This is a genomic window from Streptomyces sp. NPDC046881, from assembly GCF_040645015.1.
In the GTDB taxonomy this organism is placed as follows: domain Bacteria; phylum Actinomycetota; class Actinomycetes; order Streptomycetales; family Streptomycetaceae; genus Streptomyces.
The window spans coordinates 34,096-53,093 of the sequence record NZ_JBEYXJ010000056.1 but is presented as its reverse complement, the minus strand read 5'-3'; the positions used below and the strand labels follow the sequence as shown (position 1 = coordinate 53,093).

Annotated in this window: 9 protein-coding genes; 7 read left to right on the top strand and 2 right to left on the bottom strand. The window is 71.6% G+C overall.

The window, feature by feature from the left end; genetic code table 11:
- Positions 1-84 precede the first annotated feature (84 nt).
- Both ABZ923_RS24770 and ABZ923_RS24765 read right to left on the bottom strand, forming a co-directional pair.
- Positions 85-2,880 carry an aconitate hydratase gene (locus ABZ923_RS24770; RefSeq protein ID WP_361475514.1) on the bottom strand — a complete coding sequence of 932 codons (2,796 nt, stop codon included), beginning with the start codon at positions 2,878-2,880 and terminating at the stop codon, positions 85-87.
- A gap of 188 nt (positions 2,881-3,068) precedes the next feature.
- Complete coding sequence (locus tag ABZ923_RS24765; RefSeq protein WP_361475512.1) at positions 3,069-3,776, bottom strand: hypothetical protein; 708 nt, start codon at positions 3,774-3,776, stop codon at positions 3,069-3,071.
- Positions 3,777-4,016: 240 nt separating this feature from the next.
- On the opposite strand from ABZ923_RS24765, the gene ABZ923_RS24760 reads away from it, so the two are divergent.
- From ABZ923_RS24760 to ABZ923_RS24730, 7 genes are all read left to right on the top strand, one after another.
- On the top strand, positions 4,017-5,546 hold the full coding sequence (locus tag ABZ923_RS24760; RefSeq protein WP_361475510.1) for a UDP-N-acetylglucosamine 1-carboxyvinyltransferase: 1,530 nt from the start codon (positions 4,017-4,019) through the stop codon (positions 5,544-5,546).
- Positions 5,547-5,701: 155 nt separating this feature from the next.
- A complete protein-coding gene (locus ABZ923_RS24755; protein ID WP_361475508.1) occupies positions 5,702-7,078 on the top strand; it encodes a protein kinase in 1,377 nt (458 codons plus the stop codon).
- Between the two features lie 113 nt (positions 7,079-7,191).
- On the top strand, positions 7,192-10,338 hold the full coding sequence (locus ABZ923_RS24750; protein WP_361475506.1) for a DEAD/DEAH box helicase: 3,147 nt from the start codon (positions 7,192-7,194) through the stop codon (positions 10,336-10,338).
- Complete coding sequence (locus ABZ923_RS24745; protein ID WP_361475504.1) at positions 10,335-15,647, top strand: hypothetical protein; 5,313 nt, start codon at positions 10,335-10,337, stop codon at positions 15,645-15,647. The genes ABZ923_RS24750 and ABZ923_RS24745 overlap by 4 nt, the downstream gene beginning before the upstream one ends.
- Entirely contained in the window at positions 15,644-15,781 is a 138-nt protein-coding gene (locus ABZ923_RS24740; protein WP_361475502.1) for a hypothetical protein, read from the top strand. The genes ABZ923_RS24745 and ABZ923_RS24740 overlap by 4 nt, the downstream gene beginning before the upstream one ends.
- Positions 15,782-15,858: 77 nt before the next feature.
- A complete protein-coding gene (locus tag ABZ923_RS24735) occupies positions 15,859-16,206 on the top strand; it encodes a 3'-5' exonuclease (RefSeq protein WP_361475500.1) in 348 nt (115 codons plus the stop codon).
- Between the two features lie 224 nt (positions 16,207-16,430).
- Positions 16,431-18,995: a Pls/PosA family non-ribosomal peptide synthetase gene (locus tag ABZ923_RS24730; protein WP_361475498.1), complete on the top strand. Its 2,565-nt coding sequence runs from the start codon at positions 16,431-16,433 to the stop codon at positions 18,993-18,995.
- Positions 18,996-18,998 lie beyond the last annotated feature (3 nt).

The following is an 18,998-nucleotide window of genomic DNA, read 5'->3' as shown; positions in this document are numbered from 1 at the left end:
GGCTCGGTGCTGCGGCGGGAGCGCGAGGTGCCGCTGCGCAAGGAGCCGAAGAAACCGGCCCTCGGCTGCGCCGGGTGCTGCCGCTTACTTGCGGATCAGGTTGCGCAGCACGTACTGCATGATGCCGCCGTTGCGGTAGTAGTCGGCCTCACCGGGGGTGTCGATGCGGACGACCGCGTCGAACTCGACACCGGTGTCGGTGGTGACCTTGACCGTGCGCGGCGTGGTGCCGTTGTTCAGCTCGGTGACGCCGGAGATGGAGAAGGTCTCCTCGCCGGTCAGGCCGAGGGACGCGGCCGAGGCGCCCTCCGGGAACTGCAGCGGCAGGACGCCCATGCCGATGAGGTTCGAGCGGTGGATGCGCTCGTACGACTCGGCGATGACGGCCTTGACGCCGAGGAGCGCGGTGCCCTTGGCCGCCCAGTCGCGGGACGAACCGGAGCCGTACTCCTTGCCGGCCAGGACGACCAGCGGGATGCCGGCGGCCTGGTAGTTCTGCGAGGCGTCGTAGATGAAGGAGACCGGGCCGCCCTCCTGCGTGAAGTCGCGGGTGTAGCCGCCCTCGGTGCCCGGCGCGATCTGGTTGCGCAGGCGGATGTTGGCGAACGTACCGCGGATCATGACCTCGTGGTTGCCGCGGCGCGAGCCGTAGCTGTTGAAGTCACGACGCTCCACACCGTGCTCGGTGAGGTACTGGCCGGCCGGGGTGTCGGCCTTGATCGCACCGGCCGGGGAGATGTGGTCGGTGGTGACCGAGTCGCCCAGCTTGGCGAGCACGCGGGCGCCGGCGATGTCCTCGACCGGGGCCGGCTCCATGCCCATGCCCTCGAAGTACGGGGGCTTGCGCACGTAGGTGGACTCGGCGTCCCACTCGAAGGTGTTGCCGGTCGGGACCGGGAGGGACTGCCACTGGGCGTCGCCGGCGAAGACGTCCTGGTAGGACTTGGAGAACATGTCCTCGCCGATGGCGCTGGCGACGACCTCGTTGACCTCGGCCTCGGACGGCCAGATGTCCTTCAGGAAGACCTCGTTGCCGTCCTGGTCGGTGCCCAGGGCGTCCCGGGTGATGTCCACCTTCATGGAGCCCGCGAGCGCGTAGGCGACGACCAGCGGCGGGGACGCCAGGTAGTTCATCTTGACGTCGGGGTTGATACGGCCCTCGAAGTTCCGGTTGCCGGAGAGGACCGAGGTGACCGCGAGGTCGTGGTCGTTGACGGCCTTGGAGACCTCCTCCGGCAGCGGGCCGGAGTTGCCGATGCAGGTGGTGCAGCCGTAGCCGACGAGGTTGAAGCCGACCTTGTCGAGGTAGGGGGTGAGGCCCGCCTTCTCGAAGTAGTCGGTGACGACCTTGGAGCCCGGGGCGAGGGTGGTCTTGACCCACGGCTTGCGGGTCAGACCCTTCTCGACCGCCTTCTTGGCCACCAGCGCGGCGGCGACCATGACGTACGGGTTGGAGGTGTTGGTGCAGGAGGTGATGGCGGCGACCGTCACCGCACCGTGGTCCAGCTCGTAGGTGGTGCCGTCGGGGGCGGTCACCTGGACCGGGTTGGACGGTACGGCACCGGTGCCCTGGCCGTGCTGCGGGGCGCCGGCACCGTTCTCCTGGTGGCCGTAGGCCGGGGCGTCCGAGGCCGGGAAGGACTCGGCGCTGGCCTCGTCGACCGGGGAGGCGGCGGCCTCCGGGGTCTGGGCGACGGGCGCCTCGACGTAGTTGAGGACGTCCTTGGCGAACTGCTGGGCGGCCTCGGCGAGGACGATGCGGTCCTGCGGGCGCTTCGGGCCGGCGATGGAGGGGACGACCGTGGACAGGTCCAGCTCGAGCTTCTCGGAGAAGTCCGGCTCGGCCTTCGGGTCCAGCCACAGGCCCTGCTGCTTGGCGTAGGCCTCGACGAGGGCGACCTGCTGCTCGGAGCGGCCGGTCAGGCGCAGGTAGTTCAGGGTCTCGTCGTCGATCGGGAAGATCGCGGCGGTGGAGCCGAACTCCGGCGACATGTTGCCGATGGTGGCGCGGTTGGCCAGCGAGGTGGCGGCGACGCCCTCGCCGTAGAACTCGACGAACTTGCCGACCACACCGTGCTTGCGGAGCATCTCGGTGATGGTGAGCACGAGGTCGGTGGCGGTGGTGCCCGGCTGCAGCTCACCGGTGAGCTTGAAGCCGACGACGCGCGGGATGAGCATGGAGACCGGCTGGCCGAGCATGGCGGCCTCGGCCTCGATGCCGCCGACGCCCCAGCCGAGGACGCCGAGGCCGTTGACCATGGTGGTGTGCGAGTCGGTGCCGACCAGGGTGTCCGGGTAGGCCTTGCCGTCGCGGACCATCACGACGCGGGCCAGGTGCTCGATGTTCACCTGGTGGACGATGCCGGTGCCCGGGGGAACGACCTTGAACTCGTCGAAGGCGGTCTGGCCCCAGCGCAGGAACTGGTAGCGCTCCTTGTTGCGGCCGTACTCCAGCTCGACGTTCTGCTTGAAGGCGTCGTTCGTGCCGAACTTGTCGGCGATGACGGAGTGGTCGATGACCAGCTCGGCCGGCGCCAGCGGGTTGATCTTGGCGGGGTCGCCGCCGAGCTCCTTCACGGCCTCACGCATGGTCGCGAGGTCCACGACACAGGGCACGCCGGTGAAGTCCTGCATGATCACGCGGGCCGGCGTGAACTGGATCTCCTGGCTGGGCTGGGCCTGGGAGTCCCAGCCGCCGAGGGCACGGATGTGGTCGGCGGTGATGTTCGCGCCGTCCTCCGTGCGGAGCAGGTTCTCCAGCAGGACCTTGAGGCTGTACGGCAGGCGGGCCGAGCCCTCCACCTTGTCCAGCCGGAAGATCTCGTACGACTCGTCGCCCACCTGCAGCGTGCTGCGGGCGTCGAAGCTGTTCGCCGACACGACAGTCTCCTTCATTGATGTGCGCGTACCACCGTCAATCGTGCCGCCACGCCGGCTTGGCCGAACCAGTGAGGTGAGGCTAAGTTAGGCATGCCTTACTGGAGTGGCGGGCTACGGTGCGCCTCGGCAGATATCTCGATGTCGAGATAACTCTAGTACATGGGCGCTGGATGGTCATGCCCCACCACCTACCAGTCCGCTTCGGCGTCGGTCTTGGCCGGCCCGGTGACGCCCACGTGCCCGTGGTCGCCGTACACGGAGGACCGCCAGCGGGCGAACGCCTTGGCCGTGCGGTCGGCGTCGTCCTCCTCCATCACCCCGTAGGTCACCCGGACCCAGGCCTCCGTACGGCCGGTGCCCTCGGGGTTGCGGACGTAGACGCTCAGCACGTGGCCGGCCATGGCCGCGTCCGCCTTCAGGCCGTCCGCCTTCAGGTACGCCCGGAAGTCGCGGGCCATGGGGAACCAGCGGTGCGGGCCGGCCGTCGCGCCACAGGGCGGCCCCGGGTCGTCGGTCGTGACGTCCGGCCCGCCGTCGCCCTGGTCGTCACTGGTCAGATCCGGACCGCCGTCACCCTGATCGTCACTGGTGAGATCCGGACCACCGTCACCCCGATCGTCGCTCGTGAGGTCCGGCCCGCCGTCACCCTGGTCGTCGCTCGTGGTGTCCGGCCCGCCGTCACCTTGGTCGTCGCTCGTGGTGTCCGGGATTTCCTGGTCGTCGTCGGTCGTGTCCTGGCCCTGGCACTGGTCGTCGCCCGTCCCCTCTGTCGCGGACGATCCCGTCGCGGGCGCGCCGACCGCCGGCCCGCCCGTACGCTCCGTGCCGCACGAGGTCAGCACGGAGCAGAGCACGAGCGCGACGGCGACCGGGAGGTGCCGCATCCTGATGTTCATATGTGTCCCCCTTTCAGAGGAGGAGAGGGAGACACGCGTTCGGGGGTTCCTGATACGCCGGGCGGGGTAACCGAGTTGGGTGGCATGTCGTACGACATCGGTGGATTTGCCCGATCTTTCGGGTGCCGTACGCCTTCCTACCAGCACTGTTGACGCACCGTCACGGCCTCACCGGCGCGGGCGTCACCCGAACGGACCCCCCAGCGGGCGCCATCTCATATCTGAGATAACCTCAACCTCATGTCAGACGACTACCTCGTACGCATCGGCAAGCTCATCCGTGACGCCCGGCAGCACCGGGGCTGGACGCAGACGCAGCTCGCGGAGGCGCTCGGAACCAGCCAGAGCGCCGTCAACCGCATCGAGCGCGGCAACCAGAACATCAGCCTTGAGATGATCGCCCGCATCGGTGAAGCCCTGGACAGCGAGATCGTGTCGCTGGGCTACGCGGGCCCGATGCATCTGCGTGTGGTCGGCGGCCGCCGTCTGTCCGGCGCCATCGACGTGAAGACCAGCAAGAACGCCTGCGTGGCGCTGCTGTGCGCCTCGCTGCTGAACAAGGGGCGCACGGTGCTGCGCCGGGTGGCGCGGATCGAGGAGGTGTACCGCCTGCTGGAGGTGCTCAACTCCATCGGCGTGCGCACACGCTGGATCAACGACGGCGTCGACCTCGAACTCGTCCCGCCCGCCGAGCTGGAGATGGCCGCGATCGACGCGGAGGCGGCCGTCCGCACCCGCTCGATCATCATGTTCCTCGGCCCGCTGCTGCACCGCATGGACCACTTCAAGCTGCCCTACGCCGGCGGCTGCGACCTGGGCACGCGGACCATCGAGCCGCACATGATCGCGCTGCGCCGGTTCGGTCTGGACGTCGCGGCCACCGAAGGCCAGTACCACGCCCGGGTCGACCGCTCGGTCCGCCCCGACCGCCCGATCGTCCTGACGGAACGCGGCGACACGGTGACGGAGAACGCCCTGCTGGCCGCCGCCCGCCACGACGGCGTGACCGTCATCCGCAACGCCTCCTCCAACTACATGGTCCAGGACCTGTGCTTCTTCCTGGAGGCGCTGGGCGTCAAGGTGGAGGGCATCGGCACCACCACGCTCACCGTGCACGGCGTGCCGAACATCGACGTCGACGTCGACTACTCCCCCTCCGAGGACCCGGTCGAGGCGATGAGCCTGCTGGCCGCCGCGGTGGTGACGGAGTCCGAACTGACCGTCCGCCGCGTGCCCATCGAGTTCCTGGAGATCGAGCTGGCGGTCCTGGAGGAGATGGGCCTCGACCACGACCGGTCGCCGGAGTACTTCGCGGACAACGGCCGGACCCGCCTGGTCGACCTCACGGTCCGCCCCTCCAAGCTGGAGGCGCCGATCGACAAGATCCACCCGATGCCCTTCCCCGGCCTGAACATCGACAACGTCCCGTTCTTCGCGGCCATCGCGGCCACCGCGCAGGGCAAGACCCTCATCCACGACTGGGTCTACGACAACCGCGCCATCTACCTGACCGACCTCAACCGCCTCGGCGGCCGGCTCCAGCTCCTCGACCCGCACCGGGTTCTGGTCGAGGGCCCGACCCGCTGGCGCGCCGCCGAGATGATGTGCCCGCCGGCCCTGCGCCCCGCGGTGGTCGTCCTGCTGGCGATGATGGCGGCCGAGGGCACGTCGGTGCTGCGCAACGTGTACGTCATCAACCGCGGTTACGAGGACCTCGCCGAACGCCTGAACTCGATCGGCGCGCAGATCGAGATCTTCCGGGACATCTAGCGGCGCAAGGGGCGTGCGGGGGCACTCCGGGACACCCGGTCCCGGATTGCCCCGCTGCGCAGGTGGCTCCGGCCGGGAAGTGACCGCTTCCTCCCGCGTGATGTCGATCAGTAGGCTGTGGTGGTGATTCGTCAGCGTCTCTGCCGGAGCCCGCGGTGAACGGGGGAACCGTGCCGTCGCGGATCGGCCCGTACCTCGTGGAGCGGCGACTCGGCGCGGGCGGTATGGGGGAGGTGTACCTCGCCTACTCCGTCGCGGGGGAACCGGTCGCCGTGAAGGTGATCCGGCCGGATCGCACGGACCCGCACACCCGCGCCCGGTTCGAGCGCGAGGCGACGATCGCGCGCACCGTCTCGGGCACGGGCCGGGCGGCCCGCTTCATCGACGCGGACCCGTTCGCCGAACAGTCCTCGCCGGCCGTGGACTACGTCCCCGGGCGCCCGCTCTCCGACGTGGTGCGGGAGCAGGGGCCGCTCGCCGCGCCCCTCGTGGCGAGCCTGGGCGCGCTGCCGGCCGAGGGCCTGGCCGCCGTACACGCGGCGGGACTGGTGCACCGGGACCTGAAGGCGCAGAACGTCGTCCTGGGCGACTTCGGGTCCGTGATCATCGACTTCGGCCTCGGCGCCTTCCTCGGCGGCTCCCAGGGCTCGCTCACCCAGGCCGGCACGGTCATCGGCACGGTCCGCTGCATGCCGCCCGAACAGGCCCTCGGCGCGGTGGACGTGACGCAGGCCGCCGACGTGTACGGCCTCGGTACGGTCCTGCTGTACGCGGCGACGGGACACTACCCGTACGACGGCGCCCGCTGGGAGGCGGTGGCCGCGCAGGTGGTCAACCCCGGGACGGGGCCCGATCTGTCCGGGCTGCCCGGGGAGCTGGCCCCCGTGGTGACGTCCATGCCGGCGCACGAGGCGCAGGACCTCCCGTCGCTGGAGGAGGTGACCCGGCAGTGCGCCGGGCTGCTGCACCTGCTGGGTACGACTCCGGCCCGCGCGCGGCGGGAGCTGATCCGGGAGACGACGGCACCGGGCCACCCCGCGACGGTGTCGCCCCAGCCGGACGCCCCGATGCTGGACCGGCTCGACTCGCTCGACAGACTGCTGCGCGAGGAGTCGGCGCCGGCGGAGGAAAGCACCACGGCGACCGCCGGCGGACCCGGAACGGACACCACGGACACCGGTGCCCGACCCGCAACGGACACCACCGCGAGCACCGGCCGGCGCACATCGCACACCACCGCGACCGCCGACCCGCCGGCACCGGGCACCACGACGACCGCCGGTCGGCCCGCATCGGACACCGCCACGGCCACCGGCCGACGCACACCGCACACCACCACGACCGCCGACCCGCCGACACCGGGCACCACGACGACCGCCGAACGGCCGGCACCGGGCACCACGACGACCGTCGGTCGGCCCGTCCCGTCTCCGCCCCCGGTGCGGCCCGGCCGGCCCCCGCCTCCCGTCGGGTCGCCGAGGAGTTGCGCGCGCTACGCGAGGGGGCCGGCGCTCGCCTGGCCGAAGCGGTGAGGCCGTCGCCGTGGGCCCCGCCCCCGGGGTCCCGATCTTCCGTCCACCCGATCTCCTGCCGGCGCACGAGCGCACCGCCGGGCACGAGTACACCGTCCGCAGAGGAGCAGCACGTGACCGCGGCGATGCAGCCCGAGGTTCCCGAGGCGCCCGACGTCGGTCAGGAACGGGCGGCGTACCCCGCCGGGACGAGGCCCGTCTTCGCCCCCGGCGCCCAGGTCCGCGTCCGCGACGAGCAGTGGCTCGTGAAGTCCGTGACGGAGTCCCGGGACGGACTCATGGTCGAGGTCAGCGGGGTGAGCCCGTTCGTCCGCGGCACGGACGCGGTGTTCTACTCGGGGCTCGACCGGATCGAGGTGCTCGATCCGCGCAGGACCCGCCTCGTGCCCGACGACACGTCCCAGCACGCCAAGGCCCGCCTCTACCTGGAGGCGGTCATCCGCAAGACCGCGCTGCCGCAGACCGAGCACGGCATCGCGCTGGCCGACTCCTTCCTGATGGACCGGCAGGAACACCAGCTGCGCCCCGCCGAGCTGGCGCTCTCCATGCGCAATCCGCAGCCCCGGCTGCTGATCGCCGACGTGGTGGGGCTCGGCAAGACGCTGGAGATCGGCATCACGCTCGCGGAGCTGATCCGGCGCGGGCGCGGCGAGCGGATCCTGGTGGTGACGCCCGCGCATGTGCTGGAGCAGTTCCAGCGGGAGCTGTGGACCCGCTTCTCCCTGCCGCTGGTGCGCCTGGACTCCACCGGCATCCAGCGCATCCAGCAGGAGATCCCGGCGGGTCGCAACCCGTTCGCCCACTTCAGGCGGGTCATCGTCTCCGTCGACACGCTGAAGTCGGCAACGTACGCGCACCACTTGGAGAACACCACCTGGGACGCGGTGGTCATCGACGAGTCGCACAACCTGGTGAACAGGGGCACCCGCAACAACCGCCTGGCCCGCCGCCTCGCCGAGCGCACCGACGCGCTGATCCTCGCCTCCGCCACCCCGCACAACGGTGACGACGAGTCCTTCGCGGAGCTGATCGGGATGCTCGATCCGGCGGCGATCGCCGACCCGGGGAACTACGAGGTCGCCGACCTCGACCACCTCTACATCCGGCGGACGAAGACCGACCGCGAGGTGCGCGACGGGCTCAAGGGCAAGCCGTGGGTCGAGCGCGGCCCCTCGCTGCCGGTCCCGGCGCCGGCGACGCCGAAGGAGGTCGCGGTCCTGGAGAGGCTCGCCGTCGAGTGGACCCCGGGTGATCCGGACCGTTCGCCGGTGTGTGCCGATCCGCTGGTCGGCTACGGCTTCCTGAAGGCGTTCCTGTCCTCGCACGTCGCCCTGCGCGAGTCCCTCGCCAGGCGCCGCCGGTTCCTGGACGCCCCGGGGACCGGTACGGCGGCCGACCCGGGGCGCCGCGCCGCCCTCGCCGCCGAGAGCGCCGCCCTCGCCGAACTGGAGGCGCTGGTCGCGGACTTCACCGACGAGGACTCCGCCAAGCTGGACGCGCTCGTGCGGACCCTGCGGGAGCTGGGCGTCGGCCCGTGCTCGGAGCGCCGCGTCGTGGTCTTCTCCGAGCGGGTCGACACGCTGGACTGGCTGGCCCGGGAGGTCCCCGCCCGGCTCGGCTTCGGCGAGCGGCCCGCCGAGGCCGACCCGGCGCGTCCCCGGCGGGTGTACGGCGGCGCCGTCGAGGTCATGCACGGCGACACCACCAACGACCAGCAGCAGCGGGAGATCGTCGACCGCTTCGGGCGGCGCGAGGAGCCGGTGCGGCTGCTGTTCACCGGTGACATCGCCTCCGAGGGCGTCAACCTGCACCACCAGTGCCACGACCTGGTCCACTACGACCTGCCCTGGTCCCTCATCCGCATCGAGCAGCGCAACGGCCGTATCGACCGCTACGGGCAGGCGGTCAGCCCCGAGTTCCGCGCGCTGACCCTCACCGCCGACGTGCCCTGGCGGCGGGACGAGGAGAGCGGCGGGACGCTCACGCTCGACGACCGGCTCGTGGGCGCCCGCCTGCTGCGCCGCGAGGCCCGGGCGCACGAGATCGAGACCGGCGAGGGCAGCGTCGAGGCCGTCACCGGTCCGTACGACGACAAGAAGGAAGAGGACCGGCTGACCCGCGACCTCATCGGGGGCGGCACCGTCGAACGCTCCCTGGAGCAGTCCCGGCAGCAGGCCGGCGGCGTCCTCGCCGGGCTGCTCGCCGGCGCCCACGCCCGGCTCGCCGGCCCGGCGGCCGTCCCGGCGGCCACCGGCACCGCCCCGGTGCCCGTGGCCGACGTACCCCGTGTGTTCGCCGACACCAGGGCGTACTTCCACGCGGCGATGGACCTCATCCACCCGCCGGCCGAGCGTGCCGCGCTGAACTGGCGGCCCGAGACGGCGGGCGGCCGGATCGAGTTCACTCCGCCCGACGACCTGCAGTACCGGTTCCGTGAGCTGCCGAAGTCGTACCTGGAGCAGGAGCGGATCCTCACGACGCCCGGGTACGACGGCACGCTGCGCCTCACCTTCGACAAGCAGTACGCCGCCGAGCGGCTGGAGGCGGCCCGCGACGCCCGGCAGGGCGGGAGCGACCGGCCCACCTCGCAGTGGCCCAACGTGTCCTACGTCTCCGACATCCACCCGGTGCTCGACTGGCTGACGGACAAGGTCCTCGCGAAGCTCCGGTACGACGAGGCGTTCGTCCTCGCCCACCGGCCCGACGCCGCCCGGGCCGCCCGGATCGACGCCGCCCTGCCGGCCGCGCTCACCGGCCCGGTCTACCTGCTCCAGGGCGTCTACTCCAACGCGGCGGGCAAGCCGACGGTCGTGGAGTGGATGGCCGTCACCGGCCTCGCCGGCGCCGGCCCGCGGGTGTGGCGCATGGACGCGGCCTTCCTCGCCGCCTGCGGGGTCGGCCCCGGCATGCCCGGCCGCGACAGGCCGCTGGCGCCCGGCCTGCTCCAGTCGCTCGTCCCCGCGGCCGTCGACGCGGCCGAGACCCACCTGCGGGAGCGCCGCGCCGACTACGACCGGCAGGTCGACTCCTGCCTCGCCCCGTACGAGGAGCGGGTGCGGGCGTGGGAGCAGGACGCCCTGACGGCCGCCGGCAACCGGCAGCGCCGCCGCCGGGAGGTGTACGACACCGCCGCCCGCCGCCGTGACCTGGTACGCCGCCTGCGCACCGCGGGCGACCCGATGCTGCGGGTGCTCGGCGTGCTCGAACCGCTCCACTCCCCCGCCCCGTCCGCCGCCCCCGCCGAGGAGTCCGCGCGATGAGCTACACCTACGACTCCTTCGCCAACCGGGGCGAGTACCTCTCCGCCCACTACTTCAGCGAGGAGCTGGAGAACACCCTCAAGAACACCAGGGCCGGTGAGGAGGGCCTGTTCGCCCGGTGGACCGGCCGGGAGACCGACCCGCACGACCCGCGGCCCACCCCCCGGGAGCTCCTGCCGCGGCTGCGCGGCGAGTACACGGCGGCCGTACGGCCCTTCCTCGCCTCCCGCGCCCGGCGGCAGGAGCCGGGCAGCACGCACGACGACCTGGCCGGGGAGTGGGCCGAGCGCCTCACCGCCTGGCACACCGCCGTCCTCGGCGCCCTCGGCTACGGCGGGCCGGCCGGGCCGCTCACCGTGCACCACGCGGGCCGGGACCACGAGCTGCGGGCCGCGTGGCACGGGGACGGCATCGTCGCGCTCGACTGCGGCTGGACCGACTCCCTCGACGGCGCCCTCGACCCGGAACAGGGCGGACGGCTGCTCCACCCCCTGAAGACCGCGGGCGGTCTCCTCGAAACGGGCGAGAAGCTGGCCGGCTGGCTCTTCCAGAGCGAACTGCACGGGGCCGGCGGGGACGCGCCCCGCTTCGTCCTGCTGCTCTGCGGCGGTGTGCTCGTCCTCGCCAACCGCGGCTCCTGGGCCGAAGGCCGCTACCTGGCCGCGGGTCTGGACGCGGCCCTCGCCCGCAACGACACGGCGAAGACGGGCGAACTCGCCCTGCTGGCCGCCCTGTTCTCGCACGACATGCTGGCGCCCCGCGCGGACGGCAAGGGCCCGCGCATCGACGCCCTGCTGAAGGCCTCCCGGGACAGCGCCGTCGGCGTCAACTCCGATCTGCGCAAGGGACTCCAGCGCTCGGTCGAGATCATCGCCAACGAGGTGCTGCTGCGGCTGCGCGAGGCGGGGGTCGAGCCGCGGCGGATCGAGGACCCGAAGAAGGGCCCGTTCGCCAAGCAGCTCACCCGTGAGTCCCTGCGCTACCTGTACCGCATCCTGTTCCTGCTCTACGCGGAGGCCCGCCCCGAGCTGGGCATCCTGCCCTCCGACGACTCCACCTACGAGGCCGGCTACTCGGTGGCCCGGCTGCGCGAGCTGGTCGCACGGGAGCGGAAGCTGGTCGACGAGGACAGCCGCAGGGGCTTCCACCTGTACGCCTCCCTCGACGTGCTGTTCAACAAGGTCAACTACGGTCACCGCCCGCACGGCACCGAACCGGAGGACCACGGGCCCGCCGGCGAGCGCAGCGAGGAACGCGGCCTGCGCTTCGAGCCGCTGCGCAGCGAGCTGTTCGACCCGAAGGCCATCACCCTCATCGGCCGCGGCGTGCTCGACCCCCGCTGCGACGAGGACGGGGACGAACCGCCCCGGTGGCTGGACCTGCGCCTGCGCAACGAGGCCCTGCACCAGGTGCTGCGCCTGCTGACCCTGAAGGAGGCCGGCCGGCGGGGCCGGCAGGGCGGCTTCATCTCGTACCGCAACCTCGGCATCAACCAGCTCGGCGCGGTCTACGAGGGCCTGATGTCCTACACCGGCGTCATCGCCCCCGACGAGCTGGCCGAGGTCGCCAAGCCGGGCGCGAGGAAGGGCGACCAGCAGTACGGCGACCCCGAGAAGGGTTCCTGGCTCGTGCCCGCCGACCGGCTGCCCGACTACCCCGGGAACACGCACGTCGTCCACTCCGCCCAGGACGCCGAGCAGCAGGGGCTGCGCGGGCCCAGGAAGTACCCGGCGGGCCGGTTCGTCTACCGGCTGGCCGGCCGTGACCGCGAGACGTCCGCCTCGTACTACACCCCGGAGTCCCTCACCGAGGTCACCGTCGAGCTGACGCTCCGGCACCGCCTCGACCAGGAGAGGGACGCCGACGGCCGCCCGGTCCGCACCCGGGCGAGCGAGCTGCTGCGCTACACGATCTGCGAGCCGGCCCTCGGCTCCGGCGCGTTCCTCAACGAGGCGATCAACCAGGTGGCCGAGGAGTACCTCAAGCGCCGGCAGGAGGAGCTCGGTGTCAGCCTGGACGCGTCGCGGGTACTGGACGCCCGGCAGAAGGTGAAGGCGTACATCGCCCTGCACAACGCCTACGGCATCGACCTCAACGCCACCGGCGTCGAGCTGGCCGAGGTCTCGCTCTGGCTGAACACCATGCACCCCGGGATGCGCGCGCCCTGGTTCGGACTGCACCTGCGGCGCGGCAACTCGCTGATAGGGGCCCGGCGGGCGGTGTACGAGGCCGACCGCGTCAGGAACGAGCGGACCGTCGGCGCCAGGACGCCTACGAAGCTGCCGTTCCGTGCGCCCGGGGACGGCTCGCCCCAGCCGCTGCCCGAGGGGGCCGTGCACCAGTTCCTGCTGCCGACGCCCGGCTGGGGAGCGGCCGCGGGGGCGAGCGGCGACGCGAAGAAGCTGGTCGACCGGCTCGCCGGGCCGCAGGCCGCGCGGCTCAAGGAGTGGAAGAAGAGCCTCCAGGCCAAGCCCGGGACCACCGGCGGCAAGGGCAGCCAGCTCGCCCGGCTCCAGGCCGCGGCACGCCGGGTCGAGTTCCTGTGGACGCTCGTCGCCAAGCGCATGGAGCTCAGCGAGCGGGAGATCGCCCGCACCATCGACGTCTGGGGCACCGACCGGCCGGAGGACGCGGCGGAGTACGCCTTCCTGCGGCGCGACAAGGAGAACGCCGACCGGACCCTGCCGATGACCAAGGAGCAGGTCTTCCAGGACCTGTTCGAGGCGGAGGGCTCCCCGTACTGGCGGCTCAAGCAGGTCATGGACGCCTGGTGCGCGCTGTGGTTCTGGCCGTTGGACAGGGTGGGGCTGCTGGACGGCACGGACGCCGAGTACGCCACGGCGCCGGTGGTGGCGGCGGGCGCGGGCACCGACCTGGAGGGGCTGCTGTCGTCGGTGGCCGGGCAGGCCTCCGGGGGCGGGCCGGCCGCGCGGGACGGGCGGGCCGCGCCGGAGTCCGCGCCCCTTTTCGTGGAGAGCGGTCTGCTGTTCGCCGTGGACGGCGACCGGATCTCCCTCGGCGGTGCCGCCGACGGCACCGGGCTGGTGGAGAAGAAGCAGGTCCCCAGGACCCGTACGCCCGCCGCGCCGAAGCGGGCCGGCCCGCCGGCCCGCCGGCGCGACGTCGTCCCGCTCGCCGGCCTGGACGACTGGATCGCCTTCCTGGAGTCCATGCTCGATACCGGGCCGGTGCCGGAGAGCACCCTCGCCGGCGCGGTCGACTCCCTGGAGCAGCTGACGGCCCTGGAGGACCTGATCCAGGCCGAGATGGGCATGGACGACGCCCGCAAGGCGGTCGAGACCCGCTACCCGTGGATGCGGGTCGTCCGCGACATCGCCGAGGAGCAGGGCTTCCTGCACTGGGAACTGGACTTCGCGGGCGTCTTCACCGGGGAGGCGGGCGGCTTCGACCTCCAGGTGGGCAACCCGCCCTGGGTGGAGAGCAAGTGGGACTCCCACGCCGGCTACGCGGAGTTCGAACCGCTCCTCGCCCTGGACGAATCCCTCACCCAGGCCCGGTCCGACGAGATCAAGGCGTCCGTCCTCCAGGTGCCGGAGCAGCGCGCGACCGTCCTGCGGGACGCCTGCAACGGCACCGCCCTGGCCGACTTCTACGCCAGCCCGATCACGTACCCGATCCTGAGCGGTACCTCGGCCCATCTCCACCCGCGGTTCGTGGTGCAGTGCTGGGACCACTCCGGCACCTCGGGCTCCATCGGGCTGGTGCATCCCGACGGACACCTCAAGGGCACGGCGACCCGTCACATCCGGGCCGAGGCCTATCGGCGGCTGCGGGTGCACGGCGCCTATGTGAACGTCTCGAACTGGGCCTTCCCGCGGCCGGTCGGCGACAAGAAGGAGTTCGCCGCCAACATCTACGGCCCCCGGCAGGACATCGACTTCCTGCACCTGAGCAACCTGTACCGCGCGGAGGTCCTCACCCGGTCGCTGCGCCACGACGGCAGCGGGCCGGAGCCGGGCATCAGGTTCGAGGGGCGTTTCGACACGCGTCCGCACAGGGCGCGCATCATCCGTGTCACCCCCGATCTGCTGGCGCTCTGGCACGAGCAGCAGAGCAGCACCCTGCAGATCCACGAGACCGAGATCATGTACCCGCTCACCACGAGCGAGCAGCAGGCCGTCGCCATGATGGCGGCCTACCCGGTACGGCTGCGCGGCGACGAGATCAGCCTGAGTCCCGGCTACCACGAGAAGGCCGACGTCGGAAAGCTCATCGACCTCGCTCCGGGGCGGCCCGAGTCGTGGGACGAGGTGGTCCTGCACGGGCCCCACCTCGGTCCGGGCACCCCGTTCTTCAAGGAGGATCCCGAGCTCAGCTCGAACGGCAGGCGCATCGACCTGACCGCGATCCCCGAGGACTTCGTCCCGGCCACGAAGATGGCCCGGGTCTCGGACCGGGCCGCGTTCGAGTCCAAAGCGGCCGTGTGGAAGCCCTGGCAGGGTGTTCCGCACGTCCGGCACTACCGTCTGGCGTTCCGGCGGCGCAACGACGGCAAGACCGAGCGGGTGCTGAACGCGGCCGTCGTACCCCCGGGGGCGACGCACGTCTTCGCGGTCGAGAGCCTCGCGTTCACCAGTGACCTGCACCTGCTGCTGGTCGCGGGGTTCTGGGCCTCGCTCCCGCTCGACTACATGGTGCGCGTCTTCGGCATCAAGGACATCCTCCAGGCCGACGCCCAGCGCCTGCCCGCCCCGAGGCCGGGGCATCCCCTGCAGGCCGCGCTGGCGCTTCGGACGGCACGGCTGAACTGCCTGTCCCGCGCGTACGCGCCGCTGTGGGAGCGCGGTGTCACCGAGGAGTGGACGCGTGAGCCCTGGGCGCGGGACTGGCCCGGCCTCGCCCCGCTGAACGCGGTCGAGGAGAAGTGGTCGGCCGGCACGCCGTTGCGCAGCGAGTACGAGCGCCGTGCCGCGCTGACGGAGATCGACGCCCTCGTCGCCGTGTGGATGGGCCTGTCCGCCGACAGTCTGATCGCGGCCTACCGGGCCCGTCTGACCCTGCTCGCCGACCGCGAGGGGCAGATGTGGTTCGACGCGGCGGGCCGGCAGCTGGCCGCCGACAAGCACGCCCACGGTGTGGGCCAGGGACCCGACGACTGGCAGCGGCTGGAGGCCCACCTCGCGAACCCGGCCCGCACGCCGGTCCCCGACGGTTACACCGCTCCCTTCCGCAAGGCCGACCGCGAACGGGAGATGCGTCAGGCGCACGCCTTCTTCCGGCAGCGGCTCGACGCGGCCGTGGCCGCCGGCCGCTGGGACCCGGAGCGCGGGGAGGTGCCGGACGCGTGAGACCCACGCTGGAGGCGCAGAGCCTCAAGGAGAGCCTGCTCCGGTACCTGTCCACGACGTACGGCCTCGCGGACGAGGGCGCCCGCAAGGCCCTGCACGCCTTCCTCGGATCGCGCGGCTCGCCGGCGCCCTGAAGCAGTGGCGCCCGGAGATCACCCGGCCGGCCGAGGGCGGCACGGTACGCGACCCCGGCGGCACCATGGCCGTCTGCGTGGCCGACGGCGACATGGCCGGGCGGGTCGCCGCGGACCTGGAGACCCGGCACGGCATCACCACGGCGACCCTCACCGAGGACGGCCCGCAGGGCGGTGGCGAGGTGCACGTCGGCACCATGCACCGCTTCAAGGGCCTGGAGTACCAGAAGCTCGCGGTCGTCGGCGCGAGCGACGGCGTCCTCCCGCGCACGGCCCTCGTCGAGAAGTACGCGACGGCCGACCCCCGGCGGTACGAGCGCGGGCTGAACAAGAGCCGCAACCAGCTCTTCGTCGCCGCCACCCGCGCCCGGGACGCCCTGCGCCTCTCCCGGCACGGCCGGCCCAGCCCGTTCCTGCCCGGGTAGCGGGGGCCCTCACCCGGTGTGGGGGCCGCCGTTCGGGTGAGCCGTGGCAGCCCCCGCCCGGCGCGGAGGCCAAGGGGCGTAAAGCCGCCGGGGTTTTCGAGCGCGCGTGCGGACCGGTGCGAAGTGGCAGCCTCCTGTGCGCCTGGCCACACTGAAAACCGGCCGTTCCTGATCAGGAACCGTCCGGCTGGCCATCGGCGATCCGTACGTCCTCAGGAGATGTAATGGTGGAGCAGTCCTCCGAGGTCCCCATACCCCGGCCCGACGACCCTGCCGTCACGTCGAGCGACGCCGGTTCCGCGCTGGTGAGGACCGAACGGAAACTCGCGGAGACACTGGCAGAGGTCACCGGGTCCGAGCACGTTCCAGCCGAAAGCCACTTCTTCACCGACCTCGGTGCCAACTCCCTGGTGATGGCCCAGTTCTGCGCGCGCCTGCGGAAGAACCCGGATCTGCCCTCGCCGTCCATGCGGGACATCTACCGGCATCCCACGATCCGGAGCCTGACGGCGGCCCTCGTGCAGGCCGCTGCCGCCGAACCGGCCGCGCCCTCGCCGGAGCCCACGGCTCCGCCCGCTCCGGTGACGCCCGTGAGCCGCGTCCGGCATCTGCTGTGCGGGGCGGCCCAGCTGTTCATCTTCCTGGTGTACTCCCTCGTCTGGGGGTTCGTCACCGCCCGAGGATACGAGTGGATCGCCGCGGGTTCCGGTTTCGTCGGCATCTATGTGCGGTCGCTGCTCTTCGGCGGCATCGGTTTCACCCTCCTGTGCGTCTTTCCGGTCATCGCGAAATGGCTGCTCGTCGGCCGCTGGAAACCCGGCGAGTTCCCCCTCTGGGGAGCGGCGTACCTGCGCTTCTGGCTCGTGAAGGTGCTGCTGCACGCGAACCCGATGGTGTTCTTCGTCGGAACTCCCCTGTACGTGCTGTACCTGCGGGCCCTGGGGGCACGGGTCGGCAAGGGCGTCACGATCCTCTCCCGCTCCGTCCCGGTCTGCACCGACCTGGTGACGATCGGCGCCGGGACGGTGATCCGCAAGGAGTCGTTCTTCCTCTGCTACCGGGCCCACGCGGGCCGGATCCAGACCGGCCGGGTGACGCTGGGCCGGGACGTGTACGTCGGTGAGAAGACCGTCCTGGACATCGACACCTCCCTGGGCGACGGTGCACAGCTGGGCCATGCCTCCGCGCTGCACAGGGGCCAGGCGGTACCGGACGGCGAGCGCTGGCACGGCTCCCCGGCGGAGCCCGCCCAGGTCGACTACCTGCGGGTCGCGCCGGCCAGGTGCGGCACCGCGCGCCGGGTCTGGTTCGGTGCTCTCACGCTGCTGCAGACGTACGTCCTGTACCTGCCGCTCACCCTCGGCGGGGTGTACATGCTGTTCACCGAGATCCCGGCGATCGGCAAGCGGCTCGACCCGCAGACGGCGGTGCTGACCCGGCCGGAACTGATCCCGGACGCGCTCGGCGTCTCGCTGGCCCTGTTCTCCGGCTTCCTCGTCCTGGGCCTCGTCGCCCTGTACACCGTTCCCCGTCTGCTGGACCTGTTCGTCAAACCCGACCGGGTGTATCCGCTCTACGGGTTCCACTACAGCCTGCACCGGGCGGCGGCACGCATCACGAACGTGAAGTTCTTCGCGTGGCTCTTCGGCGACAGTTCGTACATCGTGCACTATCTCCGCGGGCTCGGCTACGACCTGTCGCGGGTGGAGCAGACCGGCTCCAATTTCGGCACCGAGGTGCAGCACGAGACCCCGTTCCTGGTCACGGTCGGCAGCGGAACCATGGTGGCCGACGGGCTCTCCGTCATGAATGCCGATTACTCCAGCACGTCCTTCCGGGTGTCCCGGGTGTCGATCGGGCCGCGCAACTTCCTCGGCAACAACATCGCCTATCCCGTGGGGGGCAGGACGGGCGAGAACTGCCTTCTCGCCACCAAGGTGCAGATTCCCCTCGACGGCAAGGTGCGGGAAGGCGTGGGACTGCTCGGTTCGCCGTGTTTCGAGATTCCCCGCTCGGTGGACCGGGACGCCAGCTTCGACCATCTCCGCGAGGGCGACGAACTGCGCCGCCATCTCTCCGCGAAGAACCGCTACAACCTGCGCACGATGGCCCTGATGCTGAGCGTGCGGTGGCTCCTCGTCTTCGCGCTCACCCTGTTCGGACTGGTCTCCGTGGACCTGTACGGCGTGGTCGGGCACGTGGTGATCGCCCTGTACCTGGCCATGACGCTCGCGTTCTCCACCGGGTACTACATCCTCGTGGAACGCTGCCTGACGTCGTTCCGCGGCCTCACACCCCAGTTGTGTTCCATCTACCACCCGGTTTTCTGGTGGCACGAGCGCGTGTGGAAGATGCCGACCGAGTATCTCAACATCTTCAACGGCACTCCGTTCAAGGCCCTGGTCTGGAAGCTGCTGGGGGTGCGCATCGGCCGCCGGGTGTTCGACGACGGCTGCTACATCACCGAACGCACCCTGGCCGCCATAGGGGACGACTGCATCCTCAACGCCGGGTCCAAGATCCAGTGCCACTCGCAGGAGGACGGCACGTTCAAGTCGGACCACAGCACACTCGGCGCGCGCTGCACGCTGGGCGTCGGCGCCCATGTGCACTACGGCGTGACGATGGGCGACGACGCGGTGCTGGCGGCCGATTCCTTCCTCATGAAAGGCGAGGAAGTCCCCCCGAACGCGCACTGGGGCGGCAATCCGGCCGTGGACATGCCCGAGGCCGGCGGCCCCGGCCGGGCCCCGCGCACGACCGACGCCCCTGCGGCTGCCACGAGTTGAGGA

Bases quoted from the DNA above. Each gene is read 5' to 3' on its own strand.
- ABZ923_RS24765 (WP_361475512.1), bottom strand. From the start codon at position 3,776: ATGAACATCAGGATGCGGCACCTCCCGGTCGCCGTCGCGCTCGTGCTC.
- ABZ923_RS24760 (WP_361475510.1), top strand. From the start codon at position 4,017: ATGTCAGACGACTACCTCGTACGCATCGGCAAGCTCATCCGTGACGCC.
- ABZ923_RS24745 (WP_361475504.1), top strand. From the start codon at position 10,335: ATGAGCTACACCTACGACTCCTTCGCCAACCGGGGCGAGTACCTCTCC.
- ABZ923_RS24730 (WP_361475498.1), top strand. From the start codon at position 16,431: ATGGTGGAGCAGTCCTCCGAGGTCCCCATACCCCGGCCCGACGACCCT.